Source organism: Hydrogenophaga sp. PAMC20947 (assembly GCF_004795855.1).
Taxonomy (GTDB): Bacteria; Pseudomonadota; Gammaproteobacteria; order Burkholderiales; family Burkholderiaceae_C; genus Hydrogenophaga.
In genome coordinates this window covers 3,427,483-3,450,341 of sequence record NZ_CP039252.1, presented here as the reverse complement: position 1 = coordinate 3,450,341, position 22,859 = coordinate 3,427,483, and the positions used below count along the sequence as shown (strand labels likewise).

Genomic DNA, 22,859 nt, shown 5'->3' with positions numbered 1-22,859 from the left:
CTTTAAAAGGTTTGCGGCAACGCGCTGGCAAGAAAGTCGTACACGGCCCGGATGCGCCGGCTGCTCCGAATCTCGCGGTGTACCACCAGCCAGACCGGCAGGGCGGGAATCGGCAGGTTGGGCAGCACCTGAATGATGTCCGGGTCTTCTTTCAGCAGATAAGAGGCCACAAAACCGATGCCCAGTCCAGCGCGCACGGCTTGCCAATACGCGATCAAATCATCGGTCCTGAAACCGAATTTTTCAGGTGGTACCGGGTGGCCCATGGCGGCAAAACCCTGTCGGATGTCAGCCACCCGGTCGTTGCCCACGAGGTCGTGTTGCAACAGATCTTCGGGTTGATGTGGCGTGCCACGGCGCGCCAGGTAATCGCGGTGCGCACAAGCCGCCACTTGGCCCTGGCCAATGCGCCGTGCCACCAGCGAGCCCTGGGTGGGGCGCACCATGCGGATGGCGATATCGGCCTCGCGACGCAGCAAATCGCTCACCGCATTGCTTGCCACCAGCTCCACCTGGATGCCCGGCAGCTCGCTGCGCATTCTGGCCAACAAGGGTGGCAACAGGTGGCAGGCAACTGGTTGGCTGGCCGAGAGCCGCACACTACCCGAGAGCGTGGAGTGCGATTGCTGGGCCCCTCGCAGCAGACTTTGCGCCCCCGCTTCCATGACGCGTGCAGCATCGGCCAACCGCTGCGCCGCCGGGGTGGCGATCAAACCGCGGCCCGTGCGCTCGAACAGCGCGGTGCCCAGCTGTGACTCCAGCAGCGCGACATGCCGCCCCACGGTGGGTTGGCTGATGCCCAGAACGCGGGCCGCGCCCATTAGGCTGCCCTGCTCGTGGGCGGCCAGGAAGGATGGAACCAGTTGCCAGTCGAAGTTTGACATATTCAAAAATGCATATCAAAAGTGCAGATATAGGGAATTGTGCGGCAGATGCTTGAGCCACACAATGAACACACTCCACCACACGGAACACGCCATGACCGCACCACAGGGCCCCATTGTCGATACCATGCCTGGCCTCCACACCGTTCTGGGCGCCAACGGCGTGATTGCCCGCGAGCTGTCGCTGGAACTTGGGCGCAAAGGCCTGCCGGTGCGCCAGGTGAGTCGACACCCCCGCGCGGTGAAGCCGACCGACCAACTGCTGGCGGCTGACTTGCTCGACGCAAAAGCGGTCTCGGGCGCGGTGGCCGGCAGCGATGTGGTGTACCTCGTGGCGGGGTTGCCCTATGACACCACCACATGGGAGGTCCAATGGCCCGTTCTTATGCGCCACGTGATCGATGCGTGCGCGCGCCATGGAGCGCGGCTGGTGTTCTTTGACAATGTGTACGCCTATGGGTGGGTCAAGGGTGCAATGACCGAGGAGACGCCTTTCAATCCCTGCAGCCGCAAAGGCGAAGTGCGCGCGGCGGTGGCGTCTCAGTTGCTGAATGCGATGGCGAAAGGGGGCGTCAATGCCTTGATCGCCCGATCAGCGGATTTTTACGGGCCAGGTGCCGTCAACAGCTTTCTCCGCGTCGCACTGTTCGATCGCTTGCGCGCTGGCAAAGCGCCGCAATGGATCGGCAACCCCCGCGCATTGCACAGCTTCACCTACACGCCAGACGCGGGTCGGGTGCTGGCCCTTCTCGGTCAGACCGAGTCGGCGTATGGGCAGACCTGGCACCTGCCCACCTGCAAGGAAGACATCACCGGCGAAGGCTTCGTGCGCCTGGCCTGCGAACAAGCAAGGCAGACCTTTCGGCTGCAGGTTTTGCCCAACTGGCTGCTGAAGCCTTTGGGTTGGGTGGCGCCACCGATCCGCGAGAACATCGAAATGATGTACCAGTTGCAATTCGACTACCGCTTCGACAGCAGCAAGATTGCGCGCGCGCTTGGCGTGATGGCGACGGCATATCCGAAAGGCATTGACGCCACTTTGGCAGCGCAGCTTGTTTCCGACCATTGAACCCTGAAGGCACACATCATGCAACGCAGACAATTTATTCGACTCACGGGCGGCGGAGTGGTGCTGGGGGCTACCGCGGGTCTGAGCGCTTGCGATACCAGCCTGCCCGCTGAGGCCTTGCAAGCGTGGAGCCCACCGGCCGATGGACCCGATGTGCGCCACTGGTTGCTGGCCCATGCGATCCTGGCGCCGCATTCGCACAATTTGCAGTCGTGGCGGGTCGACTTGAGCGTGCCCGATCAGATCACTTTGTTTATCGATCTGGACCGTTTGCTGCCTGAAACCGATCCGTTTTCACGGCAGATGATGATGAGCCAGGGCACGTTCCTCGAGCTGCTCGACATGGCAGCACGCCACAAGGGCCTGCGAGCGGACATCGAGTTGTTTCCAGAGGGTGCCTTCGGTCCGAAGACGCTCGACGGGCGACCGACCGCCCGTGTGCGTCTGGCGCCCGACGCCTCCATCCAGAGTGAGCCACTGTTTCAGCAGATTTTTCTGCGCCGCACCAACCGTGAGGCCTACGAGGACCGGCCACCACAAGCGGTCGCGCTGACTTCTATCGAAAAGAGTGTGGAACCTCACCCCATCCGCGTCGGCTTTGTCGGCACCGATCAACCCGGGCTCTTGCGACGGCACCGCGCCATTGCCATGGATGCTTGGCGCATTGAAATGGAAACATCGCGCACGATCCTGGAGTCCTACAAAGTGCTGCGCATCGGGCCGAAGGAAATCGCCCAGCACCGGGACGGTATTGCCGTCAACGCCCCCTTGTTGCGGGCCATCGACGCGCTGGGGCTGTTTGACCGCACGGTAGCACCGGCGCCCGACAGCATGGCTGTGACGTCGCAGGTCAAAGACTTCAATGCCAAGCTGGCGACGACACCTGCCTTTTTCTTCATGGTGACCGAGGGCAATGACCGCGCCACCCAGGTGACCGCAGGCCGCGCCTATGCACGGGCCCAGCTGGTGGCCACTGCGCATGGCTTGTCGATGCACCCACTGCAGCAGGCGCTGCAGGAATACCCGGAACAAGCGGAGCCCTATGCAGACATCCACCGCCTGCTCGAAGCGCCTTCGCCCCGGTTCACCGTGCAGATGTGGTCGCGCCTGGGTTATGCACCCGCAGTGGGGCATGCCCCCCGCCGCAGGCTGGATGCCTTCATCCTGCCTGGGCGCGGTTGACCGGCATCGCCTCAGCTTCGTGCCAATGGAAGCACGGGGCCAAACAGGGCCGGCGGATGAGGTCGCGTGCGTGAGGGTTCCGCGCAAAGACCGCGCAGGGTTCAGCCGACTTCTCCGAGCGGTGGAAACCGTGCGAGGGTGCTGATTTTGCCGCCCAAGGGGTCGTCGCTGGAATCCAGCCTGGCGAGCAATCCCGTCAGTGCGTGAACCACCGTGGCTTGGCGCACTGTGGATCGATCGCCGCTGAAGTGTTGCAGTTCGCTGAACACGCCTTGGGGCGTGGCCCAGGCAAACCAGACGGTGCCCACGGGCTTGTCGGCGCTGCCACCGGTGGGCCCGGCGATACCCGTCACAGCCACCGCACATTGCGCATGGGAATGCGTCAAGGCGCCGGCCGCCATGGCGCAGGCCACCTGTTCGCTCACAGCGCCCTGGGCGATGATCAGTTCGGCAGGCACGCCCAGCAGCTCGGTTTTGGCCTCGTTGGAGTAGCTGACCATGCCCCGTTCGAACCATTCGCTGGAGCCACTCACATCGGTACAGGCACCAGCTATGAGCCCGCCCGTACAACTCTCGGCCGTGGCCATCATGAGGGACTGCTGTCGGAGCCGGCTGGCGAGCTGTCCAACCAGGATGGCGGTGGTCTGGGTGTCGTAGGGCGCTAGCATGGGTGACAGGGTAACGCAGTGGACAGGCGTGCGCTCGTGGCGGACTCCAGACAGCCGTTGGACTCCGTGCAGGCGATGTGGCAGAGCATCCCGCCCTGTGTGGCTTTGCTCAGAACGCCACGGAACTGGCTTTGCCAGGCCGCAGAAGCCGTTCCCTTGGGGTACGACGCACCGCAGGTGCGGCGCGGGGGGTCAGTATCTCCAGGCCGCGATGGCCAGCAGGGTACAAAACGCTGCGGCAAAGTCGTCCAGCAGGATGCCAAAGCCGCCCTGTGGCCCGAAGCCCTTGAAGCGCCGGTCGGCCCAGGCCATGGGGCCGAATTTCACTGCGTCAAACAGGCGGAACAGGGCAAATGCGACCAGCTGTCCCCAGAATCCGGTGGGAGAGACCAGCCACAGCACCAGCCAGAAGGCGATGATTTCGTCCCACACGATGTGGCCTGAATCGGCGATGCGCATGTGGCGAGCGGTGACCGTACAGGCCCACCAGCCCACCAGCGTGCCCAGCCCGATGATCCATGCCCATCCCCGGTCAGACACCCAGGGTTGCAGCAGCACAAAAGCCGCCCAGCCCCACAGCGTTCCCACCGTGCCCGGGGCCACGCGGGGCAGGCCCGATCCGAAGCCCAACGCGATGGCATGGGCCGGGTGCGCGAACATGAAGGACAGGCCCGGGTGCTGAATCACGGGTTCAGTGGTCGCCAGTTCGGGGGGGGAGGACAGATCGGCCATGGGTGCGATTATCGGCGCCAGCGGCGCGCGCGATGGCTCGGGGGAGCGTCTCGGCGGTGTCTTCAGGTGAAATGATCGAATCCAGCGCCGGTAAAGCGCTGCCGGCCCCCTTGTGCATTGATCAGGTGCAAGCCCGACCCCGCCACGATCTGCCCCACGCGCCACACGGGCGTGTCGCTGCGCCGTGCGGCGGCCTCTACCCCAAGGCGTGCGCCAGGGGGCGCGGTGAACACCAGCTCGTAGTCGTCGCCCCCCTGCAGCACACAACGCAGCCGCTGCGCGGCGGGCAGTGCCGCCACAGCATCCGGTTGGGGCAGGGCCTCCAGCACCAGTTCGCCGCCGACACCGCTGGCGCGCAGCAGGTGTCCCAGATCGCCGGCGAGCCCGTCACTGATATCGATGGCTGCGCGTGCAACCCCCAGCAAGGCCTGGCCCAGCGCCACGCGGGGTGTGGGGCGTTCCAGGCGTTCGCGCAAACGGGCCAGGGCCTCCTGTGGGGCGCCCGTCGGACTTTGCAGCCAGCTCAGCGCCAGGCAGGCCCCACCCAGGTCGCCGCTCACGTAAATGTCGTCACCCACCCGTGCGGCACTCCGGCGCAGCGCTGATCCGGGGGGCACCTCGCCAAAGACCGTGATGCACAGGTTGAGGGGTCCGCGGGTGGTGTCCCCGCCGACCAGCGGGCACCTCTGGGCGTCTGCCAGTGAAAACAGGCCTTGAGCCAGTTCGCTCAGCCAAGTGTCGTCCACCTGGGGCAAAGCCAGGGCCAGGGTGAAGCCCAGGGGGCGCGCGCCCATGGCGGCGAGATCGCTGAGGTTAACGGCCAGGGCTTTGTGGCCGAGCGCGGCGGGTGCCACGTCAGGTAAAAAGTGCCGGCCTGAGACCAGCATGTCGCTGGAAATCGCAATCTGGTGGCCCGGGGTGGGGCTGAGCAGGGCACAGTCGTCACCCACACCCAGCGCCACGGACGCTGGCAACGGCGAATTCGGGCGTTGAAAGTGGCGCGCGATGAGCGCGAACTCGCCCGTTTGCGAGGGATCAGCCAGCGTGGTTGGCAGACTCATCCTTGTTTCCCGTGCCGGTGTGGAGCTTGCTCCAGTCTTGCTCGTCTTCACCCTCGCCCACCTCATTGGCCAGGCGCAGGGCGCGGGCCACCACCGGTGGTCCGATGGTTTCAAACACGGCGACCGCCGCCAGCACGATCGATGCCACTTCAGCACCGAGGATGGGGAACTGCACCGTCATGTTGTTGGCCAGGCCAATGGCCATGCCCGCCATGGGCCAAAGCATCAGGCCGGCGGTCATGTTGCGGCGCTTGGGCCATCGCACCAGGGAGCCTATGGCCGTTACACCGATCCATTTGGCAGCGCTTCGGGCGATCACATACACCGCTGCGGCGGGTGCAAACGCCACCATTTCATGGAGGTGCAGGTTGGCGCCTGCATAGACGAACAGGGCCACGAAAAACAGCTCGAAGGCGGGTCCGAATTCCAGTTTGGCGATCAGGTTTTGTTTCTCAGCCGTTCGCACGACCACGCCCAGTACCAGCGGCGCGAAAAGGGCCGAGAGACCGAAGGTGAGGGCCAGGCCCAGGGTCATGGAGACCGCCCCGACCACCAGGGCCAGTGTGTACTGGGTGGCCTGCTTGGTGAGGCGCGCCACGAGGTGCAAGATCCAGCCCAGCACCATGCCGAGCACGGTGGATCCAACCAGCTGGTACAGCGGCGCCCAGATCATGGTTTCAACCGGCGCTGCACTCTTGCTGTAAAGCGCAGGCATCAGCGCGGCGAAAACCATAAAGGCCCAGACGTTGTTCAAGGCCACCAGTGCTTGCGCCTTGCTGGTGGTGGGGCCGTGGGCGCCCAGCTCATGGGAAACGTGCAGCAGCACCGCGGGCGAAGACGAGATCGCAATCGCCGCCACCACCGCGGCGACCAGCTGGTCCACCCCCATGAACACCATGGCGAAATACACTGCGCCAAAAGTGAGTGCGCTCTCGGCCAGTGATACCAGCAGCAAAGCTTTGTCGTGGATCAGTGCTTTGAAATCCAGCGACAAGCCCAGGCGGTACAGGATCAGCGCCAGCGCAATGTCGATGACGATGCTGGCCTGAGCCAGTGACGCATGGTCGAAGATGCCCAGCACATTGGGCCCGGCGATCAGGCCGACCAGCATGAACCCGGTGATGCTGGGCAGCCAGCTCATGCGGTGGGCGAGGAAGCCGCCCAGTGCGCCGCAAAACAGCAAGAACCCGAAGAAGAACAGGGTGTTCATCTCCACGGGCCAGACAGGCAAAAAATCCATCGAATTCATCCTAGTTGGGAGTCCCGCCCGGTCTGAGGCCGATGGCGGGAGAGGTCTATCAGTGCAATGTGCGGGCGATGTTGCTGGCGTCACCGCTCAGGACGAAAGGCGCGACGGCACAGTCAAAACGTTCGCCATCCTCGCCCACGCAGAAAAAGCTGCCGCGCATCTGGCCCGAGGCCGTGCGCAGCTGGGTACCGCTGGTGTACTGGAACGATTCGCCGGGCCTGAGCAAGGGCTGATTGCCCACCACGCCCAGACCCTTGACTTCGTCGGTGCGCCCATCGGCGTCGTCAATGATCCAGTGCCTGGCAATCAGTTGCGCCGCCACCTCACCCGTGTTGGTGATGGTGATGGTGTAGGCGAAAGCGAACAAACCTTCTTCCGGAGACGATTGTTCGCTCAGGTATTGGGGTTCGACTTCGCAGGAAAACTGGTGTTTCGGCATGGCCGGCATGTTACCTTGCCGCCGTGCATTCTTGCCGAGCAGGTTTCCGGACCTTATCTGGGCATAGGGACAGCCCACTTTGTGCGCAAAGCCGGTTGCGAGCCTGCGAAAATACCGGTACCGATCACTTTCGTTTCCCAAAGCGCCGCTCAGCCATGTCACGTTCTTTTTGCATTGCCCCGTCCATTCTGTCCGCCGACTTCGCCCGCCTGGGCGAGGAAGTGAAAAATGTCATTGCCGCTGGCGCTGACTGGATCCACTTCGACGTCATGGACAACCACTACGTGCCCAACCTCACCTTTGGGCCCATGATCTGCCAGGCGCTCAAACCCCATGCCTGCAAGTCCGACGGCACACCGGTGCCAATCGATGTGCACCTCATGGTCCAGCCGGTGGATGCCCTGGCCGGCGCCTTCATCGATGCCGGCGCTGATCTGGTCAGCTTTCACCCGGATGCGAGCGCTCACGTACACCGCAGCGTACAGGCCATCAAGGCCAAGGGCTGCAAGGCAGGGCTCTCCTTCAACCCGGCCCATTCCCTGGACGTGCTCGACTGGGTGATCGACGATATCGACCTCATCCTCATCATGTCGGTCAACCCCGGTTTTGGTGGCCAGAGCTTCATCGACTCGGCCTTGCGCAAGATCGAAGATGCGCGCAAACGCATCGAAGCCTCGGGCAAAGACATCCGACTGGAAGTGGATGGCGGCATCAAGGTCGACAACATCCGCCGGGTCGCCGATGCAGGCGCCGATACCTTTGTGGCCGGCAGCGCGATTTTTGGCAAACCCGATTACAAGAGCGTGATCGACCAGATGCGGACAGCGTTGGCCAAATGACCGCCTGCGCCGCTTCGCATCACCCCCTGGGGCGGTGCAAGCGGCATGGCAAAGCCGGCTCCACGGCATCCTCGAAACAGACATCCGCTCCGCAAACGCTTTATGCCCCTTTCAGACACCCTTGCCAACGGGCACACCGCCGGGCCGCCCCAAGGTGAGACCAACCCCTTCGGGGGGCAGCGACCCGCACAGCGGCAGAGCGTGGGGGCCGGGCACACCGCCGGGCCGCCCCAGGGTGAGGCCAACCCCCTTGGGGGGCAGCGACCCGCGCAGCGGCGGAGCGTGGGGGCCGGGCTCACCGCCGGGCCGCCCCAAGGTGAGGCCAACCCCCTTGGGGGGCAGCGACCCGCGCAGCGGTGGAGTGTGGGGGCCATCGTCGTGGATCTTGACGGCACCATGGTCGACACCCTCGGCGATTTTGAGGTCGCGCTCAACCGCTCGCTGGCCGGCCTGGACTTGCCGCCCGTCACCCGAGCCCTGGTCGAGCGCACCGTGGGCAAGGGGTCGGAGCACCTGATTCGCGCGGTATTGGACCACCAGCTGGCGTTGCCCGAAGTGACCGCTTACGGCCGCGTGTGTGTGGGCCGCGCCGATGTGCTCTTCGAGCCCGCCTGGCAGGCCTACCAGCGCCACTACCGCGATATCAATGGCCAGTTTTCGACTGTCTACCCGGGGGTGGTTCAGGGCTTGCAAGCCTGGCGTGACCAGGGGTTGCCAATGGCCTGCCTTACCAACAAGCCCTTGGCGTTCGCCCAGGGCTTGTTGAAGGCCAAAGGGTTGGACGGGTACTTTGATCGGGTGTTTGGTGGCGACAGCTTTGAGCGCAAAAAGCCCGACCCCTTGCCTTTGCTCAAGACCTGCGAAGCTCTGGGAACAGCGCCCGCGCAGACCTTGATGGTGGGGGACTCGCAGAACGATGCGCTGGCCGCCCGGGCCGCAGGATGCCTGGTGGCGCTGGTGACGTATGGCTACAACCACGGGGAGCCCATTGAACAGGCGCCTCACGACTGGTTGCTGAATTCACTGATCGATGGGTGGAACCTGGTGGGTTCCCGCTGAGTGGCTGGTCAAGGGCACAAAACCCCAGCAAAGACAGGCACTACCAAGCCCCTTCCGTCTATTTCGGGCGGCCCGCCATGGCCCTCGCGGCTTCCGGGGTATTGTCGACGCCAGGCTCTCGATGGCCCGCCCAGCCGAGCCCAGCCCTGACCTCATAGTGGCACTTCCCGGACGACGCCGGTGTTGAGCGTTTGCTCCGAAACACCGCCGTTGCGAGCGACGCTCGCTGCAGGTCCCGCGTCGTCGCAATCGAATGGGCCCTCCTTGCGGCCGCTGATTGGACCCTGTGCAGAAACCCATGGGGTCCCATACTGAATTTGGACGAGGGGGCAGCTCCCCAAATCTTTTGTCAATGTCGCGCGGATCATGGGTTTAGAGCCCAGAATGAATCCGTTTTCGACACCTTCCACCCCATCCACTCGAGTTTCCCGACGCCGCTGACGACCGATTGATGACCCCGCCGAGGGCCAGCGCTGCACAAGGAGAGTTCTGTGGACCTTCAAGAGAGTGCATATGCTCAAGCTTCGGGACGCCAGCCTTTTTCAGCAGCAAGCCTATGTGGCGGGCGAATGGATCAACGCAGACGACGGGACCACCGTCGAAGTCACCAATCCGGCCACGGGTGCTGTGCTCGGCACCGTGCCGATGTGCGGTGACAAAGAGACCGAACGCGCCATCAAGGCCGCCGATGTCGCCCAGCGTGTCTGGCGTGACGTGTCCGCCAAAGAGCGGGCCGTGGTGTTGCGCAAGCTCAATGACCTGATGCTGGCCAATGCCGACGATCTGGCCTTGATCATGACCTCCGAGCAGGGCAAGCCGCTGGCTGAGGCCAAGGGTGAGATCGGTTACGCGGCTTCGTTCATCGAGTGGTTTGCCGACGAGGCCCGGCGCGTCTACGGCGACACCATTCCCGCCCCCATGGGCGATCGCCGCATCATTGCGATCAAACAGCCCATCGGCACCACGGCCGCCATCACGCCCTGGAACTTCCCCACCGCCATGCTCACACGCAAGGCGGGGCCCGCACTGGCGGCCGGATGCTCCATGGTGGTCAAGCCCGCCACGCAAACGCCTTATTCGGCGTTGGCCTTTGCTGTGCTGGCCGAGCGCGCCGGCGTGCCCAAAGGTTTGCTGTCGGTGATCACCGGCTCTGCCAGCAAAATTGGCGGCGAGATGACGCGCAACCCCCTGGTGCAAAAGCTCAGCTTCACCGGCTCCACTGAGGTCGGCCGCCTGCTCATGCGTCAGAGCGCAGACACCGTCAAGAAGCTCTCGCTCGAACTGGGTGGCAACGCGCCGTTCATCGTGTTTGACGACGCCGACCTTGACGCGGCTGTTGATGGCGTCATGGTCTCGAAATACCGCAACACTGGACAGACCTGCGTCTGTGCCAACCGCATTTATGTGCAAAGTGGGGTGCTCAAAGCCTTCACCGAAAAACTCGTGGCCAAGGTCAAGGGTTTGAACGTGGGCTCTGGCGTGGACGCCGGTGTGACCCAGGGCCCGTTGATCGACGAAAAGGCCGTGGCCAAAGTCGAACAACACATCGCCGACGCGCTGGCCAAGGGCGGCAAAGTGCTCACGGGCGGCAAGCGCCACGCTTTGGGTGGGCAATTCTTTGAGCCCACCGTGGTGTCCGGCGCCACCGCCGACATGCTGGTGGCCACCGAAGAAACCTTCGGGCCGTTGGCCCCCATCTTTGCCTTCGACACCGAAGCCGAAGCCATAGAGCGCGCCAATGCCACCGAGTTTGGTCTGGCCGCCTATTTTTACAGCCGCGATGTGGGCCGCGTCATGCGCGTGGCCGAGCGCCTGGAGACCGGCATGGTCGGGGTCAACACCGGTCTGATCTCCACCGCCGAGGCACCCTTTGGGGGCGTCAAACAATCAGGCCTGGGCCGCGAAGGGTCCAAGTACGGACTCGACGACTTTCTTGAAATCAAATACATCTGTCTGGCAGGGCTGGACAAATGAGCAACGGAGCATCCATGAGCACATTTGGTATTGCTGGCGTGCAAATGCAGGTTTCTGCTTTTGTGCCCAATCTGGATCGCATGAACAACTGGATGCACCACATCCGCCACCGCTTCCCCTGGGTGAAGATGGTCATGTTCTCGGAATTGTCTCCACACGGCCCGAAGCAAAAACCCGAGCCTTTGCCCGGGCCCACCGAGGCCGCACTTTGCGCGATGGCCAAGGAAACCGGTCTGTGGATGATTCCAGGGTCCTTGTTCGAAAGCGTCACACGCCCCGATGGCTCGGTGGCGACCTACAACACCACCCCGGTCATCAATCCGCAAGGCGAAGTGATTCGCCGGTACCGCAAGATGTTCCCGTTCCGCCCCTATGAACACGATGTCGAAGCGGGCAGCGAGTTCTGTGTCTTTGACGTGCCTGATGTGGGGCGCTTTGGCGTGTCCATCTGCTACGACATGTGGTTTCCGGAAACCACGCGCACCCTGGTGGCCATGGGCGCTGAAGTGATCCTGCACCCCACCATGACCGACACCATCGACCGCGACGTGGAGCTGTCGATCGCCCGTGCCTCAGCCGCCACCAACCAGGTCTATTTCTTTGACATCAACGGATCGGGCGACGCCGGCACCGGACGCTCCATCGTGATCGACCCCTCGGGTTATGTGCTGCACCAAGCCGGAGCCGGGGCCGAGGTGATTCCCATCGAGGTGGACTTTGCCAAGGTGCGGCGCGAACGTGAACGCGGCTTGCGCAGCAACCTCGGCCAGCCGCTCAAGGGCTTTCGGGATCGCGATGTCGACTTCACCGTCTACCAGCGCGCCAGCGGCGTGGACAGCTACCTGCACACCCTGGGCCCCTTGGTCAAGCCGACCGACTGAAGACGCCTTTCCGTACCCCACGGCAGGCCGCGTTCAGGTGCAATCAAAAAACAAGAAGGAGACAAGCATGACCAGAAAGCCCAAGAAAGTCACCAGTGACGGCGCCATTTCCATGAGCAGGCACCGCAGTGTCTGGGAGATGCGCTCCGATGGCTGGATCGGTCTCGTCGATGACCTGGGCCGTTTGGCCGATATGTCGCGCGATGCCAAGGAGTGGGATGCCTGCCGCGAGCGGGTGCGAAAGGTGGTCGAAACGCTGGAGCCGATCGAGAGTTACTGGTGCTTCCCGGGTGCGCGGGTGTTTGGCGAACTCAGCACCTGGATCGAGCGCGGGGAAATGGCCCGTGCCCACCAGGCGGCGCGGCGCATCCACCGCATGCTGGCGGGTCAGACCTACCGGCACAACACGGCGGCGCTGGACGACCTCGGAGACGGCCCTTCGCAGATTGAAGCCGATACCGAACGCCAGGCGCAACTCACCCGCCCTTACTTCGAGGTGCTGATCGTTGACGAGATGAGCGCCAGCGAAGAAGACGCCTTGCGCCGGCGCGTGCAGCGCAAGCGCAGCGTGGACGACGATTTCGTGTTCGACATCGTGGTAGTGCCCAGCTTCGAAGACGCGCTGATCGCTACGCTGGTCAACTTCAACCTGCAAGCCGTCGTGATTCGCCACGGATTTCCGTTCCGCTCGGTCTACGGCAACGATTCGCTGCGCCGTTTCCTCGACAGCATGGACGAGACGGTAGAACAACTGCCCGAGTCCGAGCGGGGCCCATTGCTGGGCAAGCACATCGCGCAGCTGCGACCGGAGCTCGACCTGTACCTCGTGACAGATGTCAACGTGGAAGAGATCGCGGCACGGGCCGGCGAAATTTTCAACCGCATTTTCTTCCGCGAGGAAGACCACACCGAGTTGTACAGCTCGATCATGAAGGGCGTTGGCGAGCGCTTCAAGACACCGTTTTTCAACGCGCTGCGCGAGTACGCCAAACAACCCACGGGGGTGTTCCACGCGCTGCCACTGGCGCGTGGCAAGTCGATCATGAACTCGAACTGGATCGGTGACCTGATGCAGTTTTACGGGTCCAACCTGTTCATGGCCGAAACCTCGGCCACCTCGGGTGGCCTGGATTCATTGCTCGACCCGATAGGCCCACTCAAGCTGGCGCAGGAGTATGCGGCTCGCGCCTTTGGCGCCCGGCGCACCTACTTCGCCACCAACGGCACCTCCACCGCCAACAAAATCGTGGTGCAGGCGCTGGTGCGGCCCGACGACATCGTGCTGGTGGACCGCAACTGCCACAAGTCGCACCACTACGGGTTGGTGCTCGCCGGTGCACAGGTGGCCTACCTCGACTCGTATCCGCTCGACGAGTACTCGATGTACGGCGCCGTGCCCATCCGCCACATCAAGGAAACGCTGCTGGGGTTCCGCAAGGCCGGCACGCTCAACCGCGTGCGCCTGGTGCTGCTGACCAACTGCACTTTTGACGGCATTGTTTATGACGTCGAGCGCGTGATGATGGAGTGCTTGGCCATCAAGCCCGATCTGGTGTTCCTGTGGGACGAAGCCTGGTTTGCCTTTGCCTGTTGCCACCCGATTTACCGTCAACGCACCGGCATGGCCAGCGCCAAAAAACTGGCCGAGGGCATGCAGACCCCGGAGTACGCCAGGCGCTACGCCGAGTTCAAGGCCGGCTTTGGCCCCAAGGACTGGAACAACGACAAAAAGCTGCTTGAGACCCGGCTCATGCCCGATCCCGCAGTGGCGCGGGTGCGGGTCTACGCGACCCACTCAACGCACAAAACACTGACCTCGCTGCGCCAGGGGTCGATGATCCATGTGTGGGACCAAGACTTCAAGGACAAGGCCGAAGAAGCCTTCCACGAGGCCTACATGACCCACACGTCCACATCGCCGAACTACCAGATCCTGGCCTCGCTCGACGTGGGACGACGCCAGGTGGAGCTGGAAGGTTACGAGCTGGTGCAGCGCCAGCTGGAGCTCGCGATGACCTTGCGTGAACAGGTGCTCAACCACCCGTTGCTCAAGAAGTACTTCCGCTTCCTGCGCGTGAGCGATCTCGTGCCGCTGGAATACCGCGAGTCGGCGGTGGAGAGCTACTACAACGCCGAGACTGGCTGGAACAACCTGGACATGGCATGGCGGACCGATGAGTTCGCGATGGACCCCTCGCGCGCCACCTTGTGTATCGGTGACACCGGTGTGGATGGTGATACCTTCAAGAACAAGTACTTGATGGACAAGTACGGCATCCAGATCAACAAGACCTCGCGCAACACGGTGCTCTTCATCACCAACATTGGCAGCACCCGATCGGCCGTGGCCTACCTGCTGGAAGTGCTGGTGAAAATCGCACGCGATGTTGATCAGCGTGTGGCCGACATGAGCGCGATTGAAAAGCGCATCCACGACAAGCGCGTGCGCTCGCTGACGCTGGAGCAGCCACCCCTGCCCAACTTTTCGGCCTTTCATTCGGCGTTTCGCGTCAGCAGTGCGGTCGGTCCGGCGCAGACGCGCGATGGCGACATCCGGACTGCGTTCTTCCTTTCGTACGACGATGACAACTGCGAATACATCGACATGAATGAAGCCGCCAAGGCTATCAAAGCCGGGCGTGAGCTGGTCTCTGCCTTGTTCGTGATTCCTTATCCGCCGGGCTTCCCCATCCTGGTTCCGGGGCAGATCATCAGCTCGGCCATTCTGGAATTCATGGCTGCGCTCGATGTGCGCGAAATTCACGGGTTCCGCCCTGAGCTGGGCTTTCGCATCTTCAATACCAGCGCTTTGGCCCGAGTGGGTGAGGCCACCGCCGCGCGGGCAGCGCTGGCAGCAGCGGGCCGCTCAGCTTTTCCCCTGGAACGCAGTTCCCAAACCGTGTCAGCGCCTGCGGAGCAACAGGCTGAAATTTCACCCAGTACAACAAGCACAAGGATCGAATCATGAACCGCATTGAAAAAGTCAACAGCATCGCCGACCTGAAAGTCATGTTCCACCGCAACGAGCGGCCGATCTATTTCATAGGCGCGACCAACTTCAACTTGTTGGGCATGGACCGCTGGATCAACCGGTTTCGTTACATCAATTACATCGACTGTTTTGATGGCCGCCACCCCAACGTATTTGTGCCCACCGAAACGCCGCACGAAGAGTTCACGTCGATCGAAGACATCACCAACCACCTGCTGCAACACAAGGAAGTCATCGACCTGATCGAGCGCCGCGGCGGTAACCCGGTGGCCACCTTCCTGATGTTCGATGAAAAGACCGAAGAGCTCGCCAAGGACATTGGCCTCGACATCTGGTTCCCGCCGGCCAAGCTGCGCCAGCGTTGCGACAACAAGATGGAGACCGTTCGCATCGGCAACAAGGCTGGCGTGAAGTCGGTGCCGAATGCGCTGGAAAAGGTCGAGAGCTGGGAAGGTTTGATGAAGACCTGCGAGCAGCACGGTCTGGGGACCGACCTGGTGATCCAGTCCGCCTTCGGCGACTCTGGCCACACGACCTTTTTCATTGCGAACCAAGACGACTTCAACAAGCACAAAGACGAGATCGTCAACGACCCTGAGGTCAAGATCATGAAGCGCATCAATTGCCGTGGTGCGACGCTGGAGGCCTGTGCCACCAAGTCGGGAACCCTGGTGGGCCCGCTGCTGACCGAAGTGGTGGGCGCGAAAGAGCTCACGCCTTACAAGGGTGGCTGGTGTGGCAACGAGGTGTTCCCGGGTGCGTTCACCGAAGAGGTGCGCCTGAAGGCCCGCGCCATGGCCGAGGCCTTTGGCAACCAGTTGCTGCAAGAAGGTTACCGCGGCTACTTCGACGTTGATTTCCTGATCGACCAAGACAATGGCGAGGTCTACCTGGGCGAGCTGAACCCGCGCATCTGCGGCGCCAGCCCCATGACCAACCACACCGCCTACGCCTACGCCGATGCGCCACTGTTCTTGTTCCACCTGCTGGAGTTTTCGGGCGTGCCATTCGATCTGAATGTGCGCGAGATCAACGACCGTTGGGCGCAACCGTTCTTTATTGATTCGTGGTCACAAGTCGTGATCAAGTTCACCGAAGACCGCATCGATCAAGTCACCCATGCCCCTGCCACCGGCATCTACAAGATGGCCGAAGACGGAACCGTGGGCTACCAGCGCTTTGACTATGAGCGCCGCGCCATCGACAACGAGCGCGAAGCCTTCTTCATGCGCATCACGGGACCGGGCGACTACCGTTATCAAGGTGCCGACCTGGGCATTCTGATCACGCGCGGCCGTTCCATGGACGACAACTTCAAACTCAACATCCGCGCCCGTGACTGGATCCGCGGTATTCAGAAGCACTACGCAGGCAAGCCGATCGTGACAACCCAGCACGACATTGCACCAGAGCCCGGTTCGTTCAAGATCCTTTGAGCAAGGCACGAGGCCCCATGGCGATAGATATCCATTTCCAGACGCTGATCGAAGATCAGCCCGGCCCACAGTGGCAAGCCCTCTTCGATCGACTCTGGCCAGGCTACCGCTCCTGGTTTTTGCGCAGTGGCGCAGTGGCCCGGCCAAGCTACCTTGAGAGCCGCAAAGCGCTGCGCACGCACATGCCCGAGCTCGTGCCCGTTTGGGAGCAGCTCGTGGAGCTGGCGGGCGGGGGAGATGTGGAGTCGCGCTTTCTTTCCTTGTGGTGCCCACCCCCCTATATCGCAGGATGCTCGCAGGCCGTGTGGACCGATGCCTCCGGCCATGCGCCGCCCGCCTTGATCCGCAACTACGATTTCGCCCCTGGCCTGCTGGAAGGCACCTGGCTGGCCACGCGGTGGAATGGGCAGCGTGTGGCTGCCATGGGCGATTGCATATGGGGAGCGCTCGACGGCATGAACGAAGCAGGCCTTGCCGCTTCGTTGTCGTTTGGCGGGCGGACCATCTCCGGCGACGGCTTCGGCATTCCACTGGTGGTGCGCTATGTGCTCGAAGTGGCGCAGACCACGGCCGAGGCAATCAAGTTGCTGCAACGCGTCCCCGTGAGCATGTGTTACTCGGTGACTTTGCTCGATCGCCATGGCGATTGGGCGACGGTGTTTGTGTCACCCGATCGAACCACCGAGGTGACGCGGCGCCAAGCGATCACCAACTTTCAGCACGAGGTCGAATGGCCCAAACACGCCGAGGCCACGAACGCAGAGCAGCGGCTCAACAGCCTGCAACGGCAGATGGACGCACGGGGAACATTGGTGGAGGCGATTGAAAATTTGCTGAGTCCACCCATGTACCAATCGGCTTATCTTCGTGGGTATGGGACCCTCTACACGGCGGTGTACCAACCGCATTTGTCGCACATCGAACTGCTCTGGCCCGGCCAGCGCTGGGCCCAAACCCTGGTTGATTTTGCGCCGGGCTCACGCCAGATCGCGTTCACCAACCTGGCCGAAGTTCACGCCTCTCCGAGATAGACGATGGTCGCAGGGGCTGTGCCCAGCGAAGGATTCAGCGTCCTCCACGCGCCGGCCCATGATCAGAGGTCAGCCGATCAGTTGGCCTTGCCAAGCAAGGCGTCCTTTAGCTTCCAGTCCGCAGGTTTTGGCCCCAGCCAGATGCGCATCAGGGCATTGAAAAACTCGGGTTCCTTGAAGGGTTCGCCCTGGACTTCTCCCTTCACCGTCAGGATGGTTCCCGTGCCCGGTACCCAGTCGATCGAAAAACTCTCGCCTTCTTTGAGCGTCTTGTTGTCGGTGAAAACCTGGCTCATGCGGATCACGCCCGGGATCAGCTTGGAGAATGCATGGCGGTCCATGTTGTCTTCCATGCCGCGCGAAAACAACTTGCCCAGCTCGCTCGAATCGATGTCCCGCAACATGGTGATGGCGATGCGTTTGGGCCCGGGCAAAGCCAGCACAGCCTCAGTGGTGTTGGCTTTGGCGCCGAGATACAGCCCCGCCGTGTAGACCTTGAAAATGGCCTTGTAGCGGATGCCTGCGCCGTTGAGCACCAGCGGACTACCGGCGACGCTGGCCCGGTCCTGCAAGGTCACACCCGCCAGTTCCACGGGCGCCGCACCCGCGCCAACAGACCACAGTGCCATCAAAATGCCGAGGGCCAGGGAAGAAGCGGTGGATGTGATCCGTTGCATGTCAAAGCCTTTGCGGGAAGAGAAAGTCGCGAAATAGCGTGAATAAAAAGCACGGTCGTGCTAAAAATCAAAGCAGATTCTGACCCGAAAGCCAACGTTTTTCAACAGGGTCGACCCTGACGGCAGGTGCGTGTTCTTGGCAGCAGCAGTCCAGACAGGGGGGCGGCAGGTTTGCTACACTTTGCGCACCATGTCCATGATTTTCTCCCCCTTCGCAGCCAGCCTGCCGTGCCGCCCAGGCCGGGGAGCCTGGCCCTGGCGCAAGCCAGCGTAAACGTGCACGCCCCCCGGCGGTGCGCGGCGACCGCGGTGGCCCAGCCCACCAACGCCCGTGCCACCCCGCCCGATCTCCCCGCCCGGCAGTTTCCCTGCCAGGGTTCCCTGAAGGAAATGGCAACGGTCGCCCATAGGCGGGCCGAAGTTGCCTGGAGCGACTGAACATGATCACCGAACTCGAATTCAAAAGCCTGGCCGGCCAGGGCTACAACCGCATTCCGCTGATGGTCGAAGCCTTTGCGGATCTGGAGACCCCGTTGTCCCTGTACCTCAAGCTGGCCCACGGCAAAGGGGATGGCAAACACTCATTCCTGCTGGAGTCTGTGGTGGGGGGCGAGCGCTTTGGCCGCTACAGCTTCATCGGGCTGCCGGCGCGCACGCTGCTCCGGGCCAGTGGCTTCGGCGCCGCGGCCAAGACCGAGGTGGTGACCGATGGCACCGTCGTCGAAACCGCTGCGGGCAATCCGCTGGACTTCATTGAGGCGTACCAGCAGCGCTTCAAAGTGGCGTTGCGGCCCGGCCTGCCGCGATTCTGCGGTGGGCTGGCCGGCTACTTCGGCTACGACGCGGTGCGTTACGTGGAAAAGAAGCTGGAAGACAGCTGCCCGCCCGACACCCTGGGGTGCCCCGACATTCTGTTGCTGCAATGCGAGGAACTGGCCGTCATCGACAACCTGTCGGGCAAGCTGTACCTCATCGTCTACGCCGACCCCGCCGCGCCTGAGGCCTATGCCAGTGCCAAGAAGCGGTTGCGGGAATTGAAAGAAGCGCTGAAGTACTCGGTGAGCGCACCGGTGGTCAAGCCCAGTCAGAGCCACCCGCCCGAGCGCAGTTTTGCCAAAGCCGACTACCTGGCGGCGGTTGACCGGGCCAAGGAGCTGATTGCCGCGGGTGATTTCATGCAGGTGCAGGTGGGGCAGCGCATCAGCAAGCGCTACACCGAGTCCCCGTTGAGTCTGTACCGCGCCCTGCGTTCGCTCAACCCCAGCCCCTACATGTACTACTACCACTTCGGTGATTTCCATGTGGTGGGCGCTTCGCCTGAGATCCTGGTGCGCCAGGAAAAGACGGAAGAGGGCACCAAGGTCACCATCCGGCCCCTGGCAGGCACACGCCCTCGCGGTTCGTCGCCCGAACACGACAAGGCCGTCGAACAAGAGCTGGTCAACGACCCCAAAGAGCGGGCCGAACACGTGATGCTGATTGACCTGGCGCGCAACGACATTGGGCGCATTGCCAAAATTGGCTCGGTGAAAGTGACTGAAGCTTTTGCGGTGGAGCGCTACAGTCATGTGATGCACATCGTGAGCAATGTCGAAGGCATTTTGAACGACGGCATGACCAACATGGACGTGCTCAAGGCCACCTTTCCAGCAGGTACGCTCACCGGCGCACCCAAGGTCCATGCCATGGAACTCATCGACCAGCTGGAACCCACCAAGCGCGGCCTCTACGGTGGCGCCTGCGGCTACCTGAGCTACGCGGGCGACATGGACGTGGCCATCGCCATCCGCACGGGCATCATCAAAGACCAGACCCTGCACGTGCAAGCCGCCGCAGGGGTCGTGGCCGACTCCATTCCCGAGATGGAGTGGCGGGAAACGGAGCACAAGGCCCGCGCGCTGCTCCGAGCGGCTGAGTTGGTGGAAGAAGGGCTGGAGTGAACGCTATGAACATATCAAGCACGAACGACGCCGGGCCGCCCCAAGGCGTTCAAGCCCCCTCGGGGGGCAGCGACCCACGCGCAGCGGGCGGGCGTGGGGGCATCAAGGACCTGAACGACGCCGGGCCGCCCCAAGGCGTTCAAGCCCCCTCGGGGGGCAGCGACCCACGCGCAGCGGGAGAGCGTGGGGGCATCAAGGACCTGGACGACGCCGGGCCGCCCCAAGGCGTTCAAGCCCCCTCGGGGGGCAGCGACCCACGCGTAGCGGGAGAGCGTGGGGGCATCAAGTTGCTTATGGTGGACAACTACGACTCGTTCACCTACAACATCGTCCAGTACTTTGGTGAGCTGGGGGCAGACGTGACCGTGGTGCGCAACGATGAAATCACGGTGGACGAAATCCAGCGTCGGGTGGACGCTGGCGAGGTCGATCGCCTGGTGATCTCGCCCGGCCCGTGCTCGCCCAAGGAGGCCGGTGTCTCAGTGGCTGCGATCGAGCATTTCGCCGGCAAATTGCCCATCCTGGGTGTTTGCCTGGGGCATCAAGCCATCGGTGCGGCGTTTGGTGGTCACATTGTGCGTGCGCAAGAGCTGATGCACGGCAAGACCAGCGTCATCACCACCACCCAAGAGGGCGTATTCGCGAATTTGCCCGAGCGCTTCACCGTGAACCGCTACCACTCGCTGGCCATCGACCGTGCTTCATTGCCCGACTGCCTCAAAATCACGGCCTGGACCGACGACGGCGAGATCATGGGCGTGAAGCACAAGACCCTGGACATCGAAGGCATGCAGTACCACCCTGAAAGCATCCTGACCGAACATGGTCACGCCCAGCTGAAGAATTTTCTGGAGCGGTGATAAAGCACCTCCCGCGCCACTTCGCTTCACCCCCCTCTCTCGCCTTCGGCGGGAGGGAGACGGCACCAGAGGCCCGGCAAAGCCGGTTCCTCGGTGTCCCTGCAATGGGTGACCTCGGTCTTGAAAGGATCTCTGATGTTGATTGATCTGCGCAGTGACACCGTCACGCAACCCACGCTTGCCATGCGCGAAGCCATGATGGCCGCACAGCTGGGCGATGACGTCTTCGGTGATGACCCTTCGGTCAACGCGCTGCAAGACCGCATTGCCGCCATCACCGGCAAGGAAGCGGCACTGTTCATGCCCTCGGGCACCCAAAGCAATTTGTGCGGCATCCTCGCGCATTGCCAGCGTGGCGATGAATACATCGTGGGTCAAAACGCCCACACCTACCGATTTGAAGGTGGTGGCGCAGCGGTTTTCGGCAGTGTGCAACCCCAACCTTTGACGCAAGACGCCACCGGACGCATGTCTCTGGCCGATATCGAGGCAGCCATCAAGCCCGACGACCAACATTTCGCGCGCACGCGACTGCTGTGTCTGGAGAACACGTGGAATGGCAACGTCATGCCCGAGGACTACTTGCGTGATGCCACGCAACTGGCCCGCAAGCATGGGTTGGCGACCCACCTGGACGGTGCCCGTGTCTTCAACGCTGCTGTGGCGTCTGCCGCACCAGGGCAAAGCGCCTTGGTCCGTGTGCGCGAAATCGCCGACCATTTCGACAGCCTCTCTGTGTGCTTCAGCAAGGGGCTGGGTGCGCCGGTCGGGTCTGCCTTGTGCGGTTCACGCGAGCTGATCGAGCGCGCACGCCGCCTGCGCAAGATGGCCGGTGGTGGGTTGCGCCAATCCGGATTCCTGGCGGCAGCGGCGCACCATGCGCTGGACCGCCATGTCGACCGCCTGGCGGATGATCATGCTTTGGCTGTGCGGCTGGCCGAAGGCCTGAACGGTATCGCCGGCCTGACCGTGCGCTCCGCGCAAACCAACATTGTGTTTGTGGATGTGGCGGATGGCCGTGGTCCCGCCTTGCTGGATTTCCTGCAGCACAACGGCGTGCTCGCCACGGGCCTGATTGGCTTGCGTTTCGTGACCCACCTGGGCGTGGATGCTGCAGGCATCGACCACGCGCTGTCGTGCATTCAGCGCTTCTTCGCCCAGACGCCCCGCACGGGTCCCACGGGTCAAGTCACCGGTTCAGCCGTCTATTGATACCGCCCCAACCATGCCAGACAGCACCCATCTTCTGATATTCATCGCAGCGGGGTGGTTGCTCAACCTCACCCCTGGCCCCGATGTGCTCTACATCGTGAACAACGCGCTCAAGAGTGGCGTGCGCGCAGGCATCGCGGCTTCGCTGGGCATTGTGAGCGGTTGTTTTGTGCACGTGCTGGCGGCCGCTTTCGGTGTGGGCGCGTTGCTGGCCACATCGGCAACCGCGTTCACACTGCTCAAGTGGGGCGGGGCAGCGTATCTGGTCTGGATGGGGGTGAGGCTGCTGATCGCGAAAGGCGGTGGCCCGCCCGTGGCGCCGGTGGCCCTGGCCCAGGCGCCGCAGCCCGCGAACCTTCGCCGCATTTACCAGCGAGGCTTCCTCACCAATGCGCTCAACCCCAAGGTGGCGCTGTTTTTTCTGGCTTTTGTGCCTCAGTTCATCGCGCACGACGCGCCCAACAAGGTCGTGGCCTTTTTGCTGCTCGGCCTGATCTTCAGCATCAACTCTTTGCCGATCAATTTTGGCTATGCCTGGTTGGCCGCCAAGGCGGCTCAGCGCATGGAAACCGTGCAGCGCGCCATGCACTGGCTGGACCGTGTGGCCGGACTGATGTTCGTGGGCTTTGGCTTGAAGCTGGCCATGTCCGACAATCCCTCTGCTTGACCTTTCT

20 protein-coding genes are annotated in these 22,859 nt (G+C 62.8%); 13 read left to right on the top strand and 7 right to left on the bottom strand.

What is annotated here, in order from left to right; genetic code table 11:
• Positions 1-2 precede the first annotated feature (2 nt).
• Entirely contained in the window at positions 3-884 is an 882-nt protein-coding gene (locus E5678_RS15740; protein ID WP_168708651.1) for a LysR family transcriptional regulator, read from the bottom strand.
• A 64-nt stretch (positions 885-948) separates the two neighbouring features.
• Here E5678_RS15740 and E5678_RS15735 point away from each other — a divergent pair, with 64 nt between their 5' ends.
• Positions 949-1,953: an NAD-dependent epimerase/dehydratase family protein gene (locus E5678_RS15735; RefSeq protein WP_168708582.1), complete on the top strand. Its 1,005-nt coding sequence runs from the start codon at positions 949-951 to the stop codon at positions 1,951-1,953.
• A gap of 18 nt (positions 1,954-1,971) precedes the next feature.
• Complete coding sequence (locus tag E5678_RS15730; protein ID WP_136179398.1) at positions 1,972-3,135, top strand: twin-arginine translocation pathway signal protein; 1,164 nt, start codon at positions 1,972-1,974, stop codon at positions 3,133-3,135.
• Positions 3,136-3,236: 101 nt separating this feature from the next.
• On the opposite strand, the gene E5678_RS15725 is transcribed toward E5678_RS15730, so the two are convergent.
• The 5 genes from E5678_RS15725 to apaG all read right to left on the bottom strand — a co-directional run bounded on the left by E5678_RS15725 (position 3,237) and on the right by apaG (position 7,284).
• Positions 3,237-3,803, bottom strand: coding sequence for a CinA family protein (locus E5678_RS15725; RefSeq protein ID WP_136179397.1), 567 nt, complete (start codon positions 3,801-3,803; stop codon positions 3,237-3,239).
• A 192-nt stretch (positions 3,804-3,995) separates the two neighbouring features.
• The gene (locus E5678_RS15720; protein WP_136179396.1) at positions 3,996-4,535 is read right to left on the bottom strand and encodes a phosphatidylglycerophosphatase A; all 540 of its coding nucleotides are present in this window, start codon (positions 4,533-4,535) and stop codon (positions 3,996-3,998) included.
• A 62-nt stretch (positions 4,536-4,597) separates the two neighbouring features.
• The gene (gene thiL / locus E5678_RS15715; RefSeq protein WP_136179395.1) at positions 4,598-5,596 is read right to left on the bottom strand and encodes a thiamine-phosphate kinase; all 999 of its coding nucleotides are present in this window, start codon (positions 5,594-5,596) and stop codon (positions 4,598-4,600) included.
• Positions 5,571-6,836, bottom strand: a complete 1,266-nt coding sequence (locus E5678_RS15710) for a cation:proton antiporter (RefSeq protein ID WP_168708581.1) — start codon at positions 6,834-6,836, stop codon at positions 5,571-5,573. Before E5678_RS15710 ends, thiL begins: the two co-directional genes overlap by 26 nt.
• A gap of 58 nt (positions 6,837-6,894) precedes the next feature.
• Entirely contained in the window at positions 6,895-7,284 is a 390-nt protein-coding gene (gene apaG, locus E5678_RS15705; protein ID WP_136179393.1) for a Co2+/Mg2+ efflux protein ApaG, read from the bottom strand.
• Positions 7,285-7,439: 155 nt separating this feature from the next.
• Here apaG and rpe point away from each other — a divergent pair, with 155 nt between their 5' ends.
• The 7 genes from rpe to E5678_RS15670 all read left to right on the top strand — a co-directional run bounded on the left by rpe (position 7,440) and on the right by E5678_RS15670 (position 17,496).
• Complete coding sequence (gene rpe / locus E5678_RS15700) at positions 7,440-8,123, top strand: ribulose-phosphate 3-epimerase (RefSeq protein WP_136179392.1); 684 nt, start codon at positions 7,440-7,442, stop codon at positions 8,121-8,123.
• A 396-nt stretch (positions 8,124-8,519) separates the two neighbouring features.
• Positions 8,520-9,182: a phosphoglycolate phosphatase gene (gene gph / locus E5678_RS15695; protein WP_247597043.1), complete on the top strand. Its 663-nt coding sequence runs from the start codon at positions 8,520-8,522 to the stop codon at positions 9,180-9,182.
• 513 nt (positions 9,183-9,695) lie between these two features.
• Complete coding sequence (locus E5678_RS15690; RefSeq protein WP_136179390.1) at positions 9,696-11,156, top strand: NAD-dependent succinate-semialdehyde dehydrogenase; 1,461 nt, start codon at positions 9,696-9,698, stop codon at positions 11,154-11,156.
• 14 nt (positions 11,157-11,170) lie between these two features.
• Positions 11,171-12,037, top strand: coding sequence for a carbon-nitrogen hydrolase family protein (locus E5678_RS15685; protein WP_136179389.1), 867 nt, complete (start codon positions 11,171-11,173; stop codon positions 12,035-12,037).
• A gap of 67 nt (positions 12,038-12,104) precedes the next feature.
• Entirely contained in the window at positions 12,105-15,005 is a 2,901-nt protein-coding gene (locus E5678_RS15680) for an aminotransferase class I/II-fold pyridoxal phosphate-dependent enzyme (protein WP_136179388.1), read from the top strand.
• Positions 15,002-16,465 (top strand): biotin carboxylase, encoded by a 1,464-nt coding sequence (locus E5678_RS15675; RefSeq protein WP_136179387.1) that lies wholly within the window; start codon positions 15,002-15,004, stop codon positions 16,463-16,465. The genes E5678_RS15680 and E5678_RS15675 overlap by 4 nt, the downstream gene beginning before the upstream one ends.
• A gap of 17 nt (positions 16,466-16,482) precedes the next feature.
• Positions 16,483-17,496: a C45 family peptidase gene (locus E5678_RS15670; protein ID WP_136179386.1), complete on the top strand. Its 1,014-nt coding sequence runs from the start codon at positions 16,483-16,485 to the stop codon at positions 17,494-17,496.
• A gap of 77 nt (positions 17,497-17,573) precedes the next feature.
• On the opposite strand, the gene E5678_RS15665 is transcribed toward E5678_RS15670, so the two are convergent.
• A complete protein-coding gene (locus E5678_RS15665; protein WP_136179385.1) occupies positions 17,574-18,173 on the bottom strand; it encodes a chalcone isomerase family protein in 600 nt (199 codons plus the stop codon).
• Between the two features lie 440 nt (positions 18,174-18,613).
• Between E5678_RS15665 and trpE the strand changes: the two genes are divergently transcribed.
• The 4 genes from trpE (at position 18,614) to E5678_RS15645 (ending at position 22,852) form a co-directional block, all read left to right on the top strand.
• A complete protein-coding gene (trpE, locus tag E5678_RS15660) occupies positions 18,614-20,113 on the top strand; it encodes an anthranilate synthase component I (protein WP_136179384.1) in 1,500 nt (499 codons plus the stop codon).
• A 281-nt stretch (positions 20,114-20,394) separates the two neighbouring features.
• Positions 20,395-20,973: an aminodeoxychorismate/anthranilate synthase component II gene (locus E5678_RS15655; RefSeq protein WP_136180812.1), complete on the top strand. Its 579-nt coding sequence runs from the start codon at positions 20,395-20,397 to the stop codon at positions 20,971-20,973.
• Positions 20,974-21,108: 135 nt separating this feature from the next.
• On the top strand, positions 21,109-22,185 hold the full coding sequence (ltaE, locus tag E5678_RS15650) for a low-specificity L-threonine aldolase (RefSeq protein ID WP_136179383.1): 1,077 nt from the start codon (positions 21,109-21,111) through the stop codon (positions 22,183-22,185).
• A gap of 13 nt (positions 22,186-22,198) precedes the next feature.
• Positions 22,199-22,852 (top strand): LysE family translocator, encoded by a 654-nt coding sequence (locus tag E5678_RS15645; RefSeq protein WP_136179382.1) that lies wholly within the window; start codon positions 22,199-22,201, stop codon positions 22,850-22,852.
• Positions 22,853-22,859: the final 7 nt, after the last annotated feature.